We start from the raw sequence: 16,983 nt of genomic DNA, 5'->3' as shown, positions 1-16,983 counted from the left end.
GAATTGCTGCAATTGCTGTTAGTTATGCTGGTTCTGGGTGGTCTTGCTGCCTGCTCAAACGGCGGTCAACTAACGGCCCTTCAAACGCAGGAGGCCACTGCGGAGGACCGCCCTAACGCACTGAGCTCAAGCCGAACTGTCAATGCCGGTAGCGCCGGTAACGCCAATACCACTGACAGGACTGGGAATGCTGATAGCGCTAATCGCAGCAATTCCGGCAGTTCCGGTGATCCCGGCAATACGTTGCCTGCGGATCATCCGGCCACCGCCCTTTCAGCATTGGCTGCCAAGGTGAAGCCGGTCCGGTTCACCGTCTTTGTGAACTATGACTGGTATACGGCGCCGACCTGGGAGGGCAGGCCGCATAGCCGGTGGATCTCCGATAATCTGAAGGTTACGCTCACTCCGGTACAATCCAGCGGGGCTGCCGCCCAGAAGCTGAACGCGATGATTGTCTCGGATCAGCTTCCCGATGTGCTGGTCATGGACCGGGGCAAGGATGTGGAACGGCTGCAAAAAGCAGGCAAGCTGGTGGCACTCGACCCTTATTTGGTGGAATATCCTGAATTTGTCCAGACCATAGGCGAGGATACATTGAATATGCTGCGCAGTGAAGACGGCAAGCTGTACCAGATTCCGAACTGGTATATTAACGGCAGCAACGGCAGCGGTAACGCCGGTTTCCTGGTTGAGAAGAAGATCTACCGGGCGCTTGGCTCCCCTAAGCTGGAGACATGGGATGATCTGGAGGCTTATCTGAAGCGGGTGCAGCAAAAGTATCCTGAACTCGTCCCGATTGACTTCGGGGAGACCCGGGACGAAGCGGATATACAGATGATCGGCATGCTGTACAGCGGTGCGGCGGATAACCGGACACCAAGCTTCATCTCTCCCGGTTCAGGACAAATCTTCGGTGTGCCCGCCGGCTCCCGATTGACTTCTGTGTACCGGGATCCGGCATTTCTGGAGACGCTGCTGCTGGCTAACCGGTTGGTCCGCCAAGGGCTGACGTCTCCGGATCTATTAACCGAAACCCGGGATCAGGTGCTGGAGAAGCTCAAAACCGGCCGGATCGCTGTATTCGGCGCGTATGACGCCATCGTGGAAGGGATCGGCCGCGAGGCGGATAATCAGCTCTCGGCCAAAGATCCGCAAGACGGATACGATATCATCTGGCCGGTGCACCGGGCAGGTGTGGACCCGGATAAGGTATACCCTTCCGGATACAATACGCTGGGCTGGAATGTCAATGTGATTACAACCGGGGCCAGAGATCCGGAGGCCATTTTCTCCTATATGAACTGGGCGACGAGCTCGGAGGGACAGCGTATTATTTTCTTCGGGCCGCAGGGAATGTTTTATGATAAAGTGGAGGATGGAATTCCGGTTCCAAATGATTCCTATATTGGCCGTAATTTGAAACAGTATGATACTCTGAAGATCGGAGAATTCAACTGGTATGGTAATACCTCATATATTGATTCAGCCAAAGCCAGACGCGAGAAGCTGCTGCCTGCGGAGGCCCGGGACTGGACAACACTCGGGCAAGCGAATGTAACGTTCAGGACGGCGATGAACATCACCGAATTCTCCAACCTCGATCCGGCGCCTGCCTCCGAAGAGGGAATCATTCTGCAAAGACTGAAAGAACAGTATGCGCAGGTACTCCCCCGGATGATTTTTGCGGCAAGCGGGGAAGAGGTCAGGCAACTGATGGAGGAAGCAGACAGGGAAGCAGCGGGTCTGGGATATGACAGGCTGCTCGCCTGGAAAACTGGAGTATGGCGGAACAATCTTAAGAAGATCAAGGCCTATTCCCCGCAATACTAAACGTTTGGAACGAAGAGGGATACGATACGTACCCTCTTTTCCGCATGAAGGAGCGCTGATTGCGATGTACAGAGCCGTCTTGGTGGACGATGAAAATTATGACTTGGAGGGTCTGCGCTGCCTGATTCCCTGGAGTGAGCTTGCCATTGAAGTGGTCTGCAGCGAGAGCAATCCGCTTGCCGCTCTTCAATATATCGAGAATCATGAGATTGATCTGCTGATTACGGACATCAGGATGCCCGTGGTTTCCGGCATGGAGCTGTCCCGCCTGGCGCTGGAGCTGAATCCGGGGCTGAAGATCGTGTTCATCAGCGGATACCAGGAATTTCACTATGCGAAGCAGGCGCTTGATTTGAAGGCGCATGCCTATATTCTGAAACCGGTTGATGATGAGGAGCTCATCGGCGTGCTGCGCACCGCTACGGCTGAACTGAATCTTGAGCGGAGCAAAGGTCCGGAAGACGGCGGCGTAATCGCGTCCTTTGATTTCATCAAAAATGATGTGCTGCAGCACCTGCTGGAGGGCAGTATTGACGGTGCGACACTGGGGGCCTTCCTGGCCCGGTATCCGCTGGATCTGGCCTTCTCCAGCGCCTCCGCAGTGCTGATTGAGGCAGATGATGTCCTCCGGCGGGTACAGGAGCATCCGGAGGAGGTCTATGCCGGTCTGGACAGGCTGTTCCAGTATATTGGGACAGAGATTGAATCTGCCAGTGCGGGGAAATGGTGCCGGCTGAACCGTTCACAGCTTGGTTTCGTGTATACCGGGCAGCGCCTGGAGCTGGAGGAGTGGCTTCAGCAGCTGGTGCTGAAGGTTCGCGGGCACACTGCTTACACTATTACTGTGAGTTATGGTGCTGAGGTGTTTGCTCTGGAAGCGCTGAGCTCATCTTTTTCCCAGGCCAAGGCATATATGAACGGCAAAATGTTCCTCGGCAAGAACAGAGTGATTCCCCCCGTAATGAACAAGCCGGGAATGACCCAGGATATTAAAGAGCTGAGCGTTGTGCTGGAGGGAATGTTCGGGGCTATGGCAGGCTACAGGCTGGCTGATATTTGCGACTGCATTGATGAGCTGTTCGAGATGGCGGCCCTGTTCGAGCATCCGGTGAAGGTCTATCATTTCTCCATTCATATCGTCACCCGGCTCGAAGCCTATCTGGGGACGCTGAACGAAACCTATGAGAGTCTGCAGCAAATGGACACCATTCATCATCTGGAGACGGTGGATGATATTAAGCGCTGGCTGCGGTATACGCTGTTCCAGATTTCCGAGATCCTGTTCATGAAGAAGCAGCATAAGAACCGCCGGCTGATGGAGCAAATTGAGGTCTATATTCAGGAGCGGCTGACGGAGAATCTTACCTTACGGCTGGTGGCCAGCCATTTCGCCTATTCACCGAACCATCTCGGGGTCCTGTTCAAGGAGCACACAGGCGAGAGCTTCAATGAGTACCTTGTGCGGATCCGGATGGAGAAGGCGATTCTTCTGCTTGATCAGCATCAATACAAAATCTACGAAGTGGCTGATAAGGTTGGCTACAAGAATATCGCTTATTTCAGCAGGCAATTTCGTGAATATTTCAATATTACCGCAGCCGATTACAGAAAGCAGAGCTGATCCGGCATGCAGAGGAAGCGTACGAAACCCCTATACATGCCTTTGGGCTACAAGCTGCTTATTTCCTATCTGCTGCTGGTGCTGACACCGGTTATCGGCATCGGAAGCTACGCCTATGTCTCCTCCGTGCGTTCCACTGAGGAGCACACCAGAAGCAATCTGGAGGTGGCTGTCAGGCAAATTGCCAGCAACGTCGATTACCGGCTGAAGGATGTGGTCCGCAGCACCGACGAGCTATATACGGATCAGACCCTCTCGCGTTATTTGACAGGTTATCATTCCGGCTGGGAGAAATATAGCATCATGTCGCAGTATATTCTTCCGAGGCTGGAGAATGCTGCGAATCTGCCGGACCCGGAGGTTAAGCTGTCCGTGTATGTCAGCAACCCTAATGTCGGAGAATTCTATTACAACGAGAGTGCAGCGGGCGATGTCCGTAAGTATTCCCTATTTCACATGGACCGTATTGAGAATGAAGACTGGTATAGAGGGCTGAAGCTGCATTACGGCTCCTATGAATGGCGGCAGGTGGGCAACGACAGGACGGACGCGAGCATCTCCTACCTGCGTCCCTTGATCAATTACGATACACTGCAGCTGAACGGCCTGATCAAGATGACGGCGAATATGAAGTATATCTTCTCTGATGCCGGCTCGGGACAGCTGGGCGAGAACAGTATTCTGTTCATCGTGGATAATGACAACCGCCTGCTCTTCATAAGCTCCCGCAACAAGGTTAAACCGGATTTGCTGCCCTCAGCTGCTTCAGACTATATTCAGCAGCCGGATTCCTATATGCAAATTAAACAGCCGGTTACGAATATGCCCGCCAGCGTAGTAGCCTGGATTCCGTATTCTTCACTGCAGAAGAATTCACAGCAGGTCCGTAATGTGACCATCGGCATCTGTCTGATCACTCTGATCCTGCTCTTTCTGATCAGTCTGGTGATGTCCCAGTATTTCGCACGGAGCTTCCAGAAGCTGATCGCTTCCCTGAAGTCTTTTAAGGAAGGGGATTTCCACAAACGGATGCCGGTGCAGGGCAATGATGAGTTTGCGGAAATCGGCAGTGCTTTTAACGACATGGCTTCAACTATACAGCGGTTAATTGACGAGGTCTATGTCGTCAACCTGGAGAAGAAAGAGACCGAGCTGCAGGTGCTGCATTCCCAGATGAATCCGCATTTCCTGTATAATACCTTCTCTTCGATCAGCCGGATGGCCAAGCTGGGGGAGATCGATAAGCTGCATGAGGTCATCCGTTCGCTGGCCAGGTTCTACCGGCTGACGCTGCACCGCGGGGAGATGATCATTCCGGTGGAGCAGGAACTGCAGATTGCCGAGTCTTATCTGGATATTCAGCGGATTAAGAATGTGGACCGTATCCAGGTGACTTATGATATTGCACCGGAGGTTCTGGAGAGCGAGAGCGTGAAGTTTATTCTGCAGCCGTTTGTGGAGAATGCGCTGGAGCATGCCTGGTACGATGATGAGATTTCGCTGATCATCCGGGCTTACCGGGAAGGAGCGGATATGATCTTCGAGGTGGAGGATAACGGGCTCGGGATGAAGGAAGAGCTGATTGGGCAGATTCTGGAGCCTGCGGGCCAGGGAATCGGCTATGGCATCCGCAATGTGGACCAGCGGATTCAGCTGCAGTACGGCAGGCAGTATGGCGTAGCCATTCACAGCTCGCTTGGTGAAGGGACGCTGATCCGGCTCCGGTTTCCCTGCCGTCCGTATCAATCTGTGCAGGACGAGTCATAGAAACGGTGTGCCTACCGGATTATGAGCAGAAGGGGCTGTCCCGTAAGTAGAATTTCTTCTACTTAAGATACCTATTTCGGGCTCCCAGCGGTTTATCTTTGGGCTTCTGCAGCAATTGTTCTTCGAGCTCCGCGTCGCAAGTTCAAGTTTCTCACCACTGATTTGGATTTGGAGGACTCGCCGAGTTCATCCAACAATGCAGCAATTGATGTATTCAGTTCCAAGTGGGAATTCACTAATAGTTGTATACTGTGCAATTAAAAACTGCGAAAAGGCAGGCTTGCCTCTTATAACTGTAGTCTGTACAACTAAATCTGCCAGAATGGTGAAAATGAAGGTTCACTTGGCCATTTAATTGTACGAAATACAACTAAACGGAGAATCGGTTATAAATCAGACGATTTAGTTGTACGAAGTGCAATTAAGTATACCGCATACCGTAATCGGGTCACTGTAAACGATTGGGCGGGACGAATAATTGCGCTGGGTATTGGCGTAGATGATGGCTATGGTGAGCCTTTCAGGAGGGGGGCTGTCGCGGCCGCCACCGGGAATAGGCAGCGTCATAGAGGTTTCGTTCAGCCGGTTGACGGCTGCATCCACGACACGAGCGAGGGGTCCAAAGGAATGTCTTCTTCCAGATCCCTTGGCAAGCAAAGTGGGTCCATGGACTATTGAATGTACAAAGAAATCGCTCCTTTTGAAATGGTTGGGTGGTACCTCCATTCTACCAAAAAGGCGATTTCTTTTTTGTGTTTGTTGAAAAAAGTATTTTGTATCCCGCTTAAACAACGGTCCGTTCGCGGAGCGTCCACCCAAGTGCCCACGTTGATGCTACTGCAAAATAAAGAGCTGTCCCAAGCAGCCATTTCATGGCTTGTGGGACAGCCCCATTTGGATATGCAGGACCGATGAATACGGCTCCGTCTATGTCTAGGTCAGAGGCTGGACCGGCTCCGCCTGCTCCGGCCCCCGCGGAGGGTTGAAGCGGTACACGATGTAGCCGACGATGAACGGCAGGATGATCGTGACAATACCGGCGCCGATGTTCACCGTATCCTGCATGAAGATCAGCGTGGCCCCCATCAGGATGCTGTCAAACACCACATGGCTGAACATCACAGCGATGAAGCCGTAGCGCAGGAAAATATAGCTGAACAGCAAACCGATTACGGTTAGCTCAATCGGGCGCGAACTGACCGGATAGATCGGATAGAGGGTATGCCCGAGCGCCCAGATCAGCGTAGTGATCAGTGCAGCGATGAAGGTATTCTTCACGAGCTTCTTGAGCATCCGGATGCCGAACAACCGGTAGACAGCCTCTTCAGAGAGACCGGCAAGCCAGGCGACAATCGGCAGCAGCCAGGCGTATTTCATATTGTAGGGAGACTGGCTGGCATCTGTAGTGGACCAGTTATCCAAGGCGAATGACAGAATAATGAACATGATGGTCTGCACGCCGAGCAGGACGAATGCCCATACATATCCGGCGCGGATACTGTCCAGTACATACTGGCCGTAACCGGGCTCTTTGGCACGGGGCCAGGGGTTAAGCTTCTCTTCTGCGCGCCACAGGCCGTCGCCTCCAACCAGTGAGAAGTAGAGCAGTGAGGACATTAGCAGGCTGTACAGAACATAGATGATGAACATCACTACAGCGGTAATCCGCGCTTCGGCACTGTCACCGCCTGATTCGGGAAGCACATTGTAGCTGCTGACCATCATAATCAGGAAGTGGGCGGAGCTAAGGAAGAGCCCGCGCCTCCAGGACGTGTGACCCCGGCGCAGAATGCTGTAGATCAGCGCAAGAATACCCAGAAGCAGTGTAGGCAGGCCATAGCCGAACAAGGTGAGCTTCTTGGCAAGAGCGGTCTGGTCTTCAACATAGCTATCATGCCAGGCCGGGGCAGTGAATCCGGCGCGGAAGTAGGAGACCTGCTCACCGGAGAAGTTAAAGTTATAATGCAACAGCGCTTCTCCGACCTTAACCGAGCTCTCCGTGTAGACAAGCCCGTACTCATCGCTGCCCGTCTCGATCTGGAGCTTCGCCGGATTTGCACCCCATAGCTGCAGCCACGGGCGGGCCAGCTTTTCTTTTTGCTCAAGGGTAAGACCCGCTTCACTGCTTGCAGTTATTGCAGTACCGGCAGGGCTCGTTACAACCTTGGCCGGCCTTTCCCCGTAATCGAGTCCTGCGGCACCGGCATCGGCTCCGCGGGCAAAGGCAACTACTTCACCGGTATACATATTGATATCCACGGAGAGCAGGGCATCCGCTTCACTGGAAGGATAAAGTGCGGCATGGTAGACATCGAACGGGTACCGCTGGTCCAGCTTGTTCTTGGTGTAATCCTCAAGCAGCTTCTCCCTGGACATATAGCCGTAGAAAGAGGAGTCTGTCTTATAGAGGATAGTCCATTCATCCTTCACTCCTGCTTCGTGGCCGAGCTGCTGTGCTGCGAATGCGGCGGCTTTGTCCTGCACTTCGCTTTTGCTGATAATTGCTGTGTCCTCACCGGAGCCCTGGAAGAGCTGGGGGGCGACCTGGAACATGACAAACACAATAAGTCCGAGAATTCCAGCAAGGATAAGTTTGGTGGTAAGGGGCCGCTGCTGTAGGGGCTGGCCGACGGGATTCATGAAACGCCTCCTTGAAATGAAATACTCTTGTACATTTCATTATAATATTACTTGCCCGGCAGTTACAAAAAATTGCCGTATTATCCTTTTACGTGGAGAGGTCCAAGCTTATGCTTGTTTATTTGCAGATTGTTCTTTATTTGTACTCCAGCTTATTTTGAAAATGATTCTTTGTGAAGTTAGGCAATAACGTATATAATTTTGTATGTTTATTTGATATTGTACAATTCTTAACTTCCAATAAGGAACCTGAAAGGATGAGGAGTTTGGTTTCACCGTTTCCCAAAATAACGGGCTTCAGATTTCTGAAGCTTGCTCCTCCGCAAATCCTGGTGCTTGGGTTCGCCGCAGTAATTATGATAGGCACTTTACTGCTCATGCTTCCGGTATCAAGTGTAGCCGGGGAGCCGCTTCATTTCATGGATGCGCTGTTTACTGCGACCTCTGCCGCATGTGTGACCGGACTTGCCGTTGTGGATACCGGAACCCACCTCACCGGATTCGGACAGGCCGTCATTCTGGTGCTGATCCAGATCGGCGGACTCGGCTTCATGACGATGGCCACGCTGTTTGCGCTTGTGCTTAAACGCAGAATCTCGCTGCGGGACCGGCTGATTCTCCAGGAAGCAATGAATCAGAGTTCGATGGAGGGGATTGTGCGGCTGATCCGCAAAGTGCTGATCTACTCGCTGGTTATTGAGGCGGCAGGAGCCATCCTGCTGTCCGTCCGCTTTGCCTTTGATATGCCGCTTCCGCGTGCCTTATATTATGGCCTGTTTCATGCGGTGTCGATGTTTAACAATGCCGGGTTTGATCTGTTTGGCGGCCATGATAACAGCCTGACAGCATATGTCGGTGATCCTGTGATCAACTTGGTCGTGATGTTCCTGATCATTTCCGGCGGGATCGGCTTCATCGTGATGTCCGATCTGGCCGAGTACTGGCGGAAACGCCGGCTGTCGCTGCACAGTAAGGTAGTGCTGTCGATGACTTTCGGACTTATTCTGACAGGGATGACAGTGATCTTCATCTTCGAGTTCACCAACGCACGGACGCTGGGACCTATGAATCTCGGAACCAAAATCTGGGCGTCCCTGTTCCAGTCCGTTGCACCGCGTACAGCCGGAGCCAATACGCTGGATATTACAGGATTGCGCCAGGCGACACAGTTTTTCATCGTCATTCTGATGTTTATCGGCGCTTCCCCGGGTTCAACCGGCGGCGGCATCAAGACGACAACCTTCACGCTGATGATCGGAGCAGTCATCTCCATGCTGCGCGGCCGGGAGGACATCGTACTCTTCCGTTACCGGCTGGCCCAGGAGCGCGTATTCAAGGCCTTGACCATTACGCTGCTGGCTCTGCTGCTGATCGTTGCGGTATCGATGATGCTCTCGACTACGGAGGGTCTGCCTTTTCTGATGATTCTGTTCGAGACGACCTCGGCCTTCGCCAATGTGGGACTAAGTCTGGGACTGACGCCGGAGCTGACACAGGTCGGCAAAATCCTGATCTGTCTGACGATGTTCGCCGGACGGCTTGGACTTCTGACGCTGGCCTATGCACTGGGTCCGAAACAGGGTAAACCTTTGTATAAGTATCCGGAAGGCAAAATGATAATTGGATAAGGGGAAATAGAGACATGAAAGCACAACAGTTTGTTGTAATCGGCCTGGGCCGCTTCGGTTCAAGTCTGGCGCTAGAGCTGATGTCCATGGGCTATGAGGTGCTTGGGATCGACCATCAGGAGGAGCGGGTGGAGGAAATGACCGGCCGGCTGACCCATGCGGTGATGGCGGATGCTACGGATGAAGGGATTATGCGCTCCCTCGGAGTGCGCAATTTCGACTGCGGGATTGTGGCGATCGGCGATAATATGGAGCGGAGTATACTGGCCGCAATTCTGCTCAAGGAGCTCGGCGTCAAGCAGGTGGTCGGCAAAGCGATCTCGATTCTGCATGGGCGCGCATTGTCGAAGCTGGGCGTGGACCGGGTGATTTTTCCGGAGCGTGATATGGGAATCCGTGTGGCCCACCAGCTGGTGACACCGAACTTACTGGACTATATTGAGATCTCCAAGGATTACAAGGTTGTTGAGCTGACAGTGCCTGCCTGTATGGACGGCAAAAGCCTCTCCGAGCTGAACACGCGCGCCAAATACGGCTGCAGCATCATTGCCCTGAACCGTGAGGACGGCATCATCGTTGCCCCGACGGCGCATGACCATGTGCATCAGGGGGATATTATGGTGGTAATCGGCTCCAATGACAGCATCGGAGAGTTCGAGGATGAAGCGGTGAATGCGGATTAGGTGCGGAAGACCAGTCTGCGTATCTCTATAAAAGAATGCAAAAAAACGTCCGGCTGACGTGCAGCCGGACGTTTTTTGCTCTTCAGAAAGACGGCTACATCCGGATGTCAGTCCGGCGGTATATCAGCCACCCGGCCCCGGCGCACAGGGCGATCATCCCCCATACTAGGAGAGTGGTTCCAGGCTCGAGCATTGCGGGGTCTGACGAGAATAATGCGAAGTTCTCCATGTACTCCATGGAAGGGAACATTTGGGAAATGAGGGCGACAGCTCCGAAATACACGATGGCCAGCAGGGTTCCGGTGATTACTTTGAATCTGTAATAACAGGCGCCGATCAGGAAGGTGGCTACCGACACATCGAGCAGGGTCAGCATGAACACGTACGCAGAGAGCAGGATCGGCCGGTCCACATCAACCGGGAGTCCGATCGAAGGAAGAACAGCCCGGCCGATCAGATACACGGCAGTCTCCGCCAGCGCAGCCGTTATGCAGAAGGCCAGCAGGGCCAGCAGCGAGCTGACGTAGAAATTGCGGCGGGTCACACTGAAGCTGCTCATCAGCGGAAAGGTAATAGCCACGGTAACGATCATGCTGACAATCATGAAGATAGACATAATATTCCGGTTAACGCTGAAGATATTGTCCGCCGTTCCCATATCCCAGGCGGGCAGAAACTTCATCAACAGTACCAGGGCGGTGTCTACACAAACGAATATACTCAGCAGAATCAAGGCGCCTCTGCGGTAATCTTTCAGATGAAACTTCATTAGACTCCGGTAGCTCATCGGTTTCCGCCTCCTTGCGAATTCTCTGCATCGCGCAGCGTCAGATATACGAACAGCTTCTGCAGCGGAACCGGAGACAGCTCAACGCCCTGATCCTGGAGCATTCTGCGTTCGGCGGGGCCGGAGAGATCCTCAAGCGCAAGCAGCAGCTTACCCCCCAGGCGTTCACTGTGCAGTACCCGGACATCCCCCAGCAGCTTCTCCAGCACGTTAGCAGGTCCGGAAGCATAGACGGCGTTGGCGGCAAAATCCTCTACAGGACCCTGGAAGGCGACACGACCTCTTTTGATATAAACCATCCGTTCAAACAGGTTCTCCGCTTCTTCGATCAGATGTGTAGTCACTACAAAGGTGCGTGGATTATTGCTGTAATCCTCAAGCAGGGTCCGGTAAAAGATTTCGCGCATCGAGGCATCGAGGCCAATTACCGGCTCATCCAGCAGCGTCAGCGGAGCACGGCTGGCCAGCCCCTTAATGATCCCTGCCATGGATTGGCCGCCGCGCGACAGCTGCTGGTAATTTTTGCTGCCCTTTAGCTGGAATTTGTCCATCAGCTCACTGGCCAGCTGCTCATCCCAATAGGGGTAGAAGATCGAGGCAAACTTGAAGATTTCCTTCAATGAGTAGTTCTCCCAGGAGCGTTCATAGGTCTTGACCAGACAGATCTGACTCAGTGCCGCTACATGCTCATTCACATGATCGCCGCCATACGTGATCAGTCCGCTGTCTGCGAACCTCTGGCCGGCAATGAGGGAGAGCAGGGTGCTTTTGCCGCTGCCGTTGGCTCCGATCAATCCATGAATCATCTCCGGCTCCAGGCTCAGCGAGATATCATGTACGCCCTGGCCTCCGCGGAAAACCTTGCTTACATGGCTTAAATCGAGCCTTGCGCCGGATGGAACTGCCGCTGCTGCATGCTTCTTCCCCGTAACCATCATCGGTTCTCATCCCCCTTACGGATCATTTCAGACAATTGCTCCGTTGTAATGCCCAGCTTCGCGGCCTCACGGATCATTGCCACCACATATTGCTCATAGAACTGCTGCCTGCGCTTATTCGTCAATTCGGAGCGTGCTCCCGCTGCAACAAACATTCCGATCCCCCGCTTTTTATACAAGATTCCCTGCTCTACGAGCAGATTCACGCCTTTGGCCGCCGTTGCCGGATTGATGCTGTAAAAGGCTGCGAACTGGTTCGTGGAAGGCACCTGGGTCTCCTCGGGCACGGTTCCATCGATGATGTCATTCTCAATCAGCTCCGCAATCTGCACGAAAATCGGCCGGTTGTCATCCATCTGGATACCCACCGCTTCACCACCTAACTGGTTAATTACTCATGTAACTAACCTTAAGCGGAAATCAGTCCGGTGTCAAGTACATTCACCTGCAAATGACGGAAATGGGCTTCGTTTTCGAATTTGTTTGAAAAAATTTCCTATACACATATGTAAAATGTAATCTGAAATGTTAAAATAAAAACATTGAAGTGATCCGGACGGAGAGATTTGCCGCGAGGCACAGATTAATTGTCTCAGGGGGTTGGAAAATCCAAATGTAAGCGGTAACATATTAATACAGCCAGCTGAGGTATGGACAGAAGATAATTTCAAGGCAGTTATATATAGAGACATCCTTAGGGGGATAGCAATATGAAAAAAACACCGATGATCCTGCAGCTGGCACTGATTCTATTCTGCATCATGGCGATTCCCACAGCGATTCTGACTTGGTACAGCGGGTCACAGATTATACAGAACTCAGAAGTAGCCATTGGAGAATCCACGCTTGCCGGGCTGAATGCCAACCGCAAGTTAAATGAGAATGCGCTTGCCAATCTGGCCCAGGACACGTCGCGTCTGGCGGCGACGAATATTTTTGACCGTATCCGAAGCCTTGAGACGTACGATGAAATTAACGCAAATTACAACAACGTGAGCCTGGCACTCTCTGTGACGAAAGAGCTGCTGAACTTGAACCGCCGGGTAGACGGTGTGTACTCTTCGTACTTTTATTTGAATGATTCGGATTATGTGTTCTCTACTGACAGTAGCATCACGACGCTGGAACGGTACGAGTCCATCGATTGGATTACAGAAGCGCTTGAAGGACGCAGAGGCATCAGCGGGGTGTGGGTTCCCCGTAAGCTGGAGTCGGGTGAAAATGTGGTGTCGTATGTTTATCCCCTCAACCGCCTGTCCTCCACCACCCGCGGGATTATCGTAGTCAACCTGAAAGAGAGCCAGATCGGCAAATATCTGCATGCTACAGAGATCGGAGACAGCAACTACCTGCTGCTGGACTCAGACGGTAAGGTCATTTCCTACAATGATCATTCACTGCTGCTCTCTGACGGTCAGAAGCTGCCTTACCTTCAGGAAATACTGAACCAGGAATCCAGTGAAGGCTATACATTCCACGAGCTGGACGGCAAGCGGATGATATACGCATGGAGCCGTTCGGCAGTGTCCGGGTGGTGGAATGTGAGCTGGAGCTCCATGGATGAGCTGATGATCAAATCACGGGATATGCAGGGGAATATCATTCTGCTTACCGGAGCTATCATATTGCTCGGGACGCTGCTTGCCATCTTTCTTGCGACCTGGCTGTCCAGGCCCCTCCGGCAGCTGGTGCGGACGATCCGCTCGAAGAGCGACCTGGGTGTGGTCAATAAGAATGAGCTGGCCTTCCTGGATATGGCGTTCAAACGCATGCAGGAGGAAGAGGAAAGCCTGTTCCAGCTGCTGCAGGAGCGTGAACAGGATACCCGGAGTCTTGCAGTTCACCGTCTTTTGCGCGGTGAGATTCCGCCCCGGATCACGGAGGCTTTTCCGGAAGTAGGCTACAGAGTTGTTGTCGTGTCTATTGACCAGTACCGGCGGTATGTGGGCAATACCAATGTGGAGACGCGCAGCTATCACCGGTATCTGCTCAATGCGAAGTATGAGAGCTTCTTCCCGGAGGGGGTACTCGCCCGCAGTGTCTATCATAACGATGGCTGTATAGTGATTGTGCTGAACTTTGCTCCGGATGAGTCCGGGGAGAAGGAGGGGCTGATCCGTCAGGCGCTGGAGCAGATCCGGGATCAATCACTTGAATTGCTGGAGCATTCAGTCACAATCGGTGTAAGTGAATTGGCTGATGCACCCGAGAGGGTTGCCCTGCGGCTGTTTGAAGCGATGGAAGTCATCAAACGCCGGATGATTAACGGGGCGGGAAGCATTATGTACTGGCACGATGAAGAGGAGGGCGGCCGTAAATACCTCGATTCCGAGAGTAGTGAGCGGAGGATTCTCAACTTCCTGGATGCCGGTGAACTGGCCGGGATATTCAAAGAGCTTCAGAGCATCCGCAGCCAGATCGCTTCGGAAGAGAATATTTCCTACGATAATATTATGTTTATCTACTATCAGCTGATGGGGGCAACGATCAAGCACCTCCGTGAGAATCATATCAGCACGGGCCGGATGGTTATGGGCAGAGGGAATGTGTACTCCATTCTTGCTGCAATGGATACACTGGATGAGCTGGAGGAATATCTGCATGGTTTCTTCACTGAAATCGTACAGAGCCTGGACCGCAGCACGAGTGAAACCAATCATGCGGAACGAATCATTCATTATTTGAAGAAAAATTTCCGTGAAGAGATTGTGTTCGAGGATATGGCCAAGGAAATCGGCATCAGCTATTCTTATATGCGCAAGATCGTCTATGAGCAAACCGGCAATAGCATGATTGATTTTGTGAATCAGCTGCGGATCGAGAAGGCCAAAGAGCTGCTGCTGGATACGGAATGCTCAATCAAGCAAATCGCAGCAGAGGTTGGCTATTATAATGTTCAGAGCTTCAACCGCTTTTTCCGTAAATATGAAGGCATGCCGCCAAGCAGCTTTAAATCGGCCAAGAGTAAGAGCTCCTAAGAGCCTTCTCCTGGCCGGATTTTTTTGTCTACATTTGAAAGCGCTTTATTATTTTTGGGAATGCCTATCACATTTGATCATAATTGTGCTGCAAAGGCCTTTAGAACGGCACTTCAATCAAATTTGATGGTGATCATCAATACTCATGATTTTCAAGATCAGGCAAAGGGGCTAGCATAGAAATCGAGCCGGAGGACATTGGCCGGCAAGAAGAACATTGAAGGCAGGAGGTGAAAATTTTGAAAGTTGCAAGCGCTTCACAAACAAACAACAGTCCTCTATTAAGAAAGAAACAGGGATTCGGATATTATTTGCAGCGTGACTGGCAGCTCTACCTGCTCGTTATGCTTCCGCTGGCATTTGTAATCGTATTCAAATATTTGCCGATGACCGGACTTGTAATTGCCTTTAAGGATTACAAAATTGCACGGGGCTTCTGGGGCAGTGACTGGGTCGGAATGGAAGTCTTCCAGGAGCTGTTCGCCAAGGCTGATTTCATTAAGGCCGTCCGGAATACGCTGCTGCTCAACGTGCTTGACCTCTGCTTCAGCTTCACAATGCCGATTGTGCTGGCGCTGCTGCTGAATGAGGTCAAAAGCATACGCTTCAAGCGCATTAATCAGACGATACTGTACTTGCCTCACTTCCTGTCCTGGGTCATTATCGGGGCTATCGCTTATCAGCTTCTTAGTGAAGGCGGCGGTGTTGTTAACAATCTGATTGAACTCATGGGCGGTACCCGTATTCCGTTCCTGCAGGAAGACAATAACTGGCTGATCAGCTATCTGGCCATCGGTGTGTGGCAGAGTATGGGCTGGGGCACCATTATCTACCTGGCGGCGATGAGCGGGATTAATCCGGAGATGTATGAAGCGGCTACGGTCGATGGAGCAGGACGCTGGAGAAAGGTGTGGAATATCACGCTGCCTTCCATCCGTGCGACTATTGTGACCTTGCTGATCATGGCTCTGGGGAAAGTGATGGACGGCTCATTCGAGCGTATTTACGCTCTGCAGAATAAGGCCACCACAGAGTTCACCACGACCATTCCGGTGCTGGTGTACCGCTGGGGGATCGAGAGCGGCAACTTCAGCCGGGCGACAGCCATCGGATTATTCCAGTCCGTCATCGGTATTATTCTGGTCATCTCAGCGGACCGTGTAGCCAAGAAACTTGGCGAGGATGGAATATTGTAGAAAGGAGAGGAACCATGAAAGCAACAGCCGGGGGCTCTGCCGCACCCCATAAAGCACGTATAGATATCTGGGAATTTCTGATCCGCTTCGCAATCGTCTTAGTCTCGCTAATATGCCTGCTGCCGTTTATTCATGTCGTATCGAAATCCCTGAGCTCTGACTCCTTCGTCATTGCCAATAAGGTCTTTTTGTGGCCGCAGGGCTTCACCATCGAAGCGTACAAAAAAATCTTCGCGGATGCCAGTATCCTCCGTTCATTGTATATCACGGTTATCGTGACTGTACTATTCACGATTCTGGGAATGATTCTGACCATCTGTGCCGCTTACCCGCTGTCGAGAGCCCAGTTCAAGGGCCGCCGGGTTATCACCTTCATCTTCCTGTTCACGATGTACTTCAGTGGAGGCATCATTCCGGACTATATGAATATTAACAATCTGGGACTGATGGATACGATCTGGTCACTGGTTCTGCCCTTGTCGTTCAGTGCCTTCAATCTGCTGATTATGAAGACTTCGCTAACGCACGGTATACCGGTAAGTCTGGAAGAATCGGCGCGGATCGACGGTGCCGGGCATTTCCGGATCCTGTTCAGCATTGTCCTGCCGCTGTCCAAGCCGATTATGGCGACACTTGCCCTCTTCTACGCAGTCGGCCGCTGGAATGCTTACCAGGATGCCCTGTTCTATATTAAGCATGAGATCTCCCTGCGGCCGCTGCAGCTCAAGCTCTATTATCTGGTTATCCAGGCGAGTGAAAGCTTCCAGCTGGAAGCCACCCAGGTACAGCTCAGTAATCCGGAGGTCCTTAAGGCATCCGTTGTAGTATTTGCTACTCTGCCTATTCTCTGTGTGTATCCGTTCGTCCAGAAATACTTCGTTCAAGGTGTTATGCTCGGGGCGGTCAAGGAGTAGT

General features: G+C 52.3%; 12 protein-coding genes. 8 read left to right on the top strand and 4 right to left on the bottom strand.

The features are described 5' to 3' along the window. The first annotated feature begins 3 nt into the window (after nucleotides 1-3). The 3 genes from P40081_RS30185 to P40081_RS30175 all read left to right on the top strand — a co-directional run bounded on the left by P40081_RS30185 (nucleotide 4) and on the right by P40081_RS30175 (nucleotide 5,218). Nucleotides 4-1,830, top strand: coding sequence for an extracellular solute-binding protein (locus P40081_RS30185; protein ID WP_052422087.1), 1,827 nt, complete (start codon nucleotides 4-6; stop codon nucleotides 1,828-1,830). A gap of 64 nt (nucleotides 1,831-1,894) precedes the next feature. Beyond that, a complete protein-coding gene (locus P40081_RS30180) occupies nucleotides 1,895-3,451 on the top strand; it encodes a response regulator (RefSeq protein ID WP_042139797.1) in 1,557 nt (518 codons plus the stop codon). 6 nt (nucleotides 3,452-3,457) lie between these two features. Continuing rightward, nucleotides 3,458-5,218 carry a sensor histidine kinase gene (locus P40081_RS30175; protein WP_042139796.1) on the top strand — a complete coding sequence of 587 codons (1,761 nt, stop codon included), beginning with the start codon at nucleotides 3,458-3,460 and terminating at the stop codon, nucleotides 5,216-5,218. Between the two features lie 933 nt (nucleotides 5,219-6,151). Here the strand turns inward: P40081_RS30175 and P40081_RS30170 are convergent. Then, nucleotides 6,152-7,858, bottom strand: a complete 1,707-nt coding sequence (locus P40081_RS30170; RefSeq protein WP_042139795.1) for a CPBP family intramembrane glutamic endopeptidase — start codon at nucleotides 7,856-7,858, stop codon at nucleotides 6,152-6,154. A 257-nt stretch (nucleotides 7,859-8,115) separates the two neighbouring features. Between P40081_RS30170 and P40081_RS30165 the strand changes: the two genes are divergently transcribed. Both P40081_RS30165 and P40081_RS30160 read left to right on the top strand, forming a co-directional pair. Continuing rightward, the gene (locus P40081_RS30165; RefSeq protein ID WP_042139794.1) at nucleotides 8,116-9,486 is read left to right on the top strand and encodes a TrkH family potassium uptake protein; all 1,371 of its coding nucleotides are present in this window, start codon (nucleotides 8,116-8,118) and stop codon (nucleotides 9,484-9,486) included. A 14-nt stretch (nucleotides 9,487-9,500) separates the two neighbouring features. Then, the gene (locus P40081_RS30160; protein WP_039306954.1) at nucleotides 9,501-10,169 is read left to right on the top strand and encodes a potassium channel family protein; all 669 of its coding nucleotides are present in this window, start codon (nucleotides 9,501-9,503) and stop codon (nucleotides 10,167-10,169) included. Nucleotides 10,170-10,263: 94 nt separating this feature from the next. Here P40081_RS30160 and P40081_RS30155 read toward each other — a convergent pair whose 3' ends face one another. Genes P40081_RS30155 through P40081_RS30145 form a run of 3 tightly spaced genes read right to left on the bottom strand, consistent with a single transcriptional unit; the run spans nucleotide 10,264 to nucleotide 12,262 of the window. Then, complete coding sequence (locus P40081_RS30155) at nucleotides 10,264-10,956, bottom strand: hypothetical protein (RefSeq protein ID WP_042139792.1); 693 nt, start codon at nucleotides 10,954-10,956, stop codon at nucleotides 10,264-10,266. Further along, entirely contained in the window at nucleotides 10,953-11,894 is a 942-nt protein-coding gene (locus P40081_RS30150) for an ATP-binding cassette domain-containing protein (RefSeq protein WP_052422086.1), read from the bottom strand. Before P40081_RS30150 ends, P40081_RS30155 begins: the two co-directional genes overlap by 4 nt. Next, a complete protein-coding gene (locus P40081_RS30145) occupies nucleotides 11,891-12,262 on the bottom strand; it encodes a GntR family transcriptional regulator (RefSeq protein WP_144026186.1) in 372 nt (123 codons plus the stop codon). The genes P40081_RS30150 and P40081_RS30145 overlap by 4 nt, the downstream gene beginning before the upstream one ends. Nucleotides 12,263-12,604: 342 nt before the next feature. Here P40081_RS30145 and P40081_RS30140 point away from each other — a divergent pair, with 342 nt between their 5' ends. From P40081_RS30140 to P40081_RS30130, 3 genes are all read left to right on the top strand, one after another. After that, entirely contained in the window at nucleotides 12,605-14,872 is a 2,268-nt protein-coding gene (locus P40081_RS30140) for an AraC family transcriptional regulator (protein ID WP_042139790.1), read from the top strand. Nucleotides 14,873-15,111: 239 nt separating this feature from the next. After that, a complete protein-coding gene (locus tag P40081_RS30135; RefSeq protein WP_039306946.1) occupies nucleotides 15,112-16,068 on the top strand; it encodes an ABC transporter permease in 957 nt (318 codons plus the stop codon). A 14-nt stretch (nucleotides 16,069-16,082) separates the two neighbouring features. Then, a complete protein-coding gene (locus P40081_RS30130) occupies nucleotides 16,083-16,982 on the top strand; it encodes a carbohydrate ABC transporter permease (RefSeq protein ID WP_081970242.1) in 900 nt (299 codons plus the stop codon). The last annotated feature ends 1 nt before the right edge of the window (nucleotide 16,983 follow it).

Origin of the sequence: Paenibacillus sp. FSL P4-0081, from assembly GCF_000758565.1 — a bacterium.
GTDB classification, from domain to species: domain Bacteria; phylum Bacillota; class Bacilli; order Paenibacillales; family Paenibacillaceae; genus Paenibacillus_AQ; species Paenibacillus_AQ phytohabitans.
Note: the sequence above shows the minus strand (reverse complement) of the source record. Positions and strands in the feature narration are given on the sequence as shown.

What these genes read in the sequence shown, in the direction of transcription:
- P40081_RS30180 (WP_042139797.1), top strand. Translation starts at nt 1,895, where the DNA reads ATGTACAGAGCCGTCTTGGTGGACGATGAAAATTATGACTTGGAGGGT.
- P40081_RS30175 (WP_042139796.1), top strand. Translation starts at nt 3,458, where the DNA reads ATGCAGAGGAAGCGTACGAAACCCCTATACATGCCTTTGGGCTACAAG.
- P40081_RS30170 (WP_042139795.1), bottom strand. Translation starts at nt 7,858, where the DNA reads ATGAATCCCGTCGGCCAGCCCCTACAGCAGCGGCCCCTTACCACCAAA.
- P40081_RS30165 (WP_042139794.1), top strand. Translation starts at nt 8,116, where the DNA reads ATGAGGAGTTTGGTTTCACCGTTTCCCAAAATAACGGGCTTCAGATTT.
- P40081_RS30160 (WP_039306954.1), top strand. Translation starts at nt 9,501, where the DNA reads ATGAAAGCACAACAGTTTGTTGTAATCGGCCTGGGCCGCTTCGGTTCA.
- P40081_RS30155 (WP_042139792.1), bottom strand. Translation starts at nt 10,956, where the DNA reads ATGAGCTACCGGAGTCTAATGAAGTTTCATCTGAAAGATTACCGCAGA.
- P40081_RS30150 (WP_052422086.1), bottom strand. Translation starts at nt 11,894, where the DNA reads ATGATGGTTACGGGGAAGAAGCATGCAGCAGCGGCAGTTCCATCCGGC.
- P40081_RS30140 (WP_042139790.1), top strand. Translation starts at nt 12,605, where the DNA reads ATGAAAAAAACACCGATGATCCTGCAGCTGGCACTGATTCTATTCTGC.
- P40081_RS30130 (WP_081970242.1), top strand. Translation starts at nt 16,083, where the DNA reads ATGAAAGCAACAGCCGGGGGCTCTGCCGCACCCCATAAAGCACGTATA.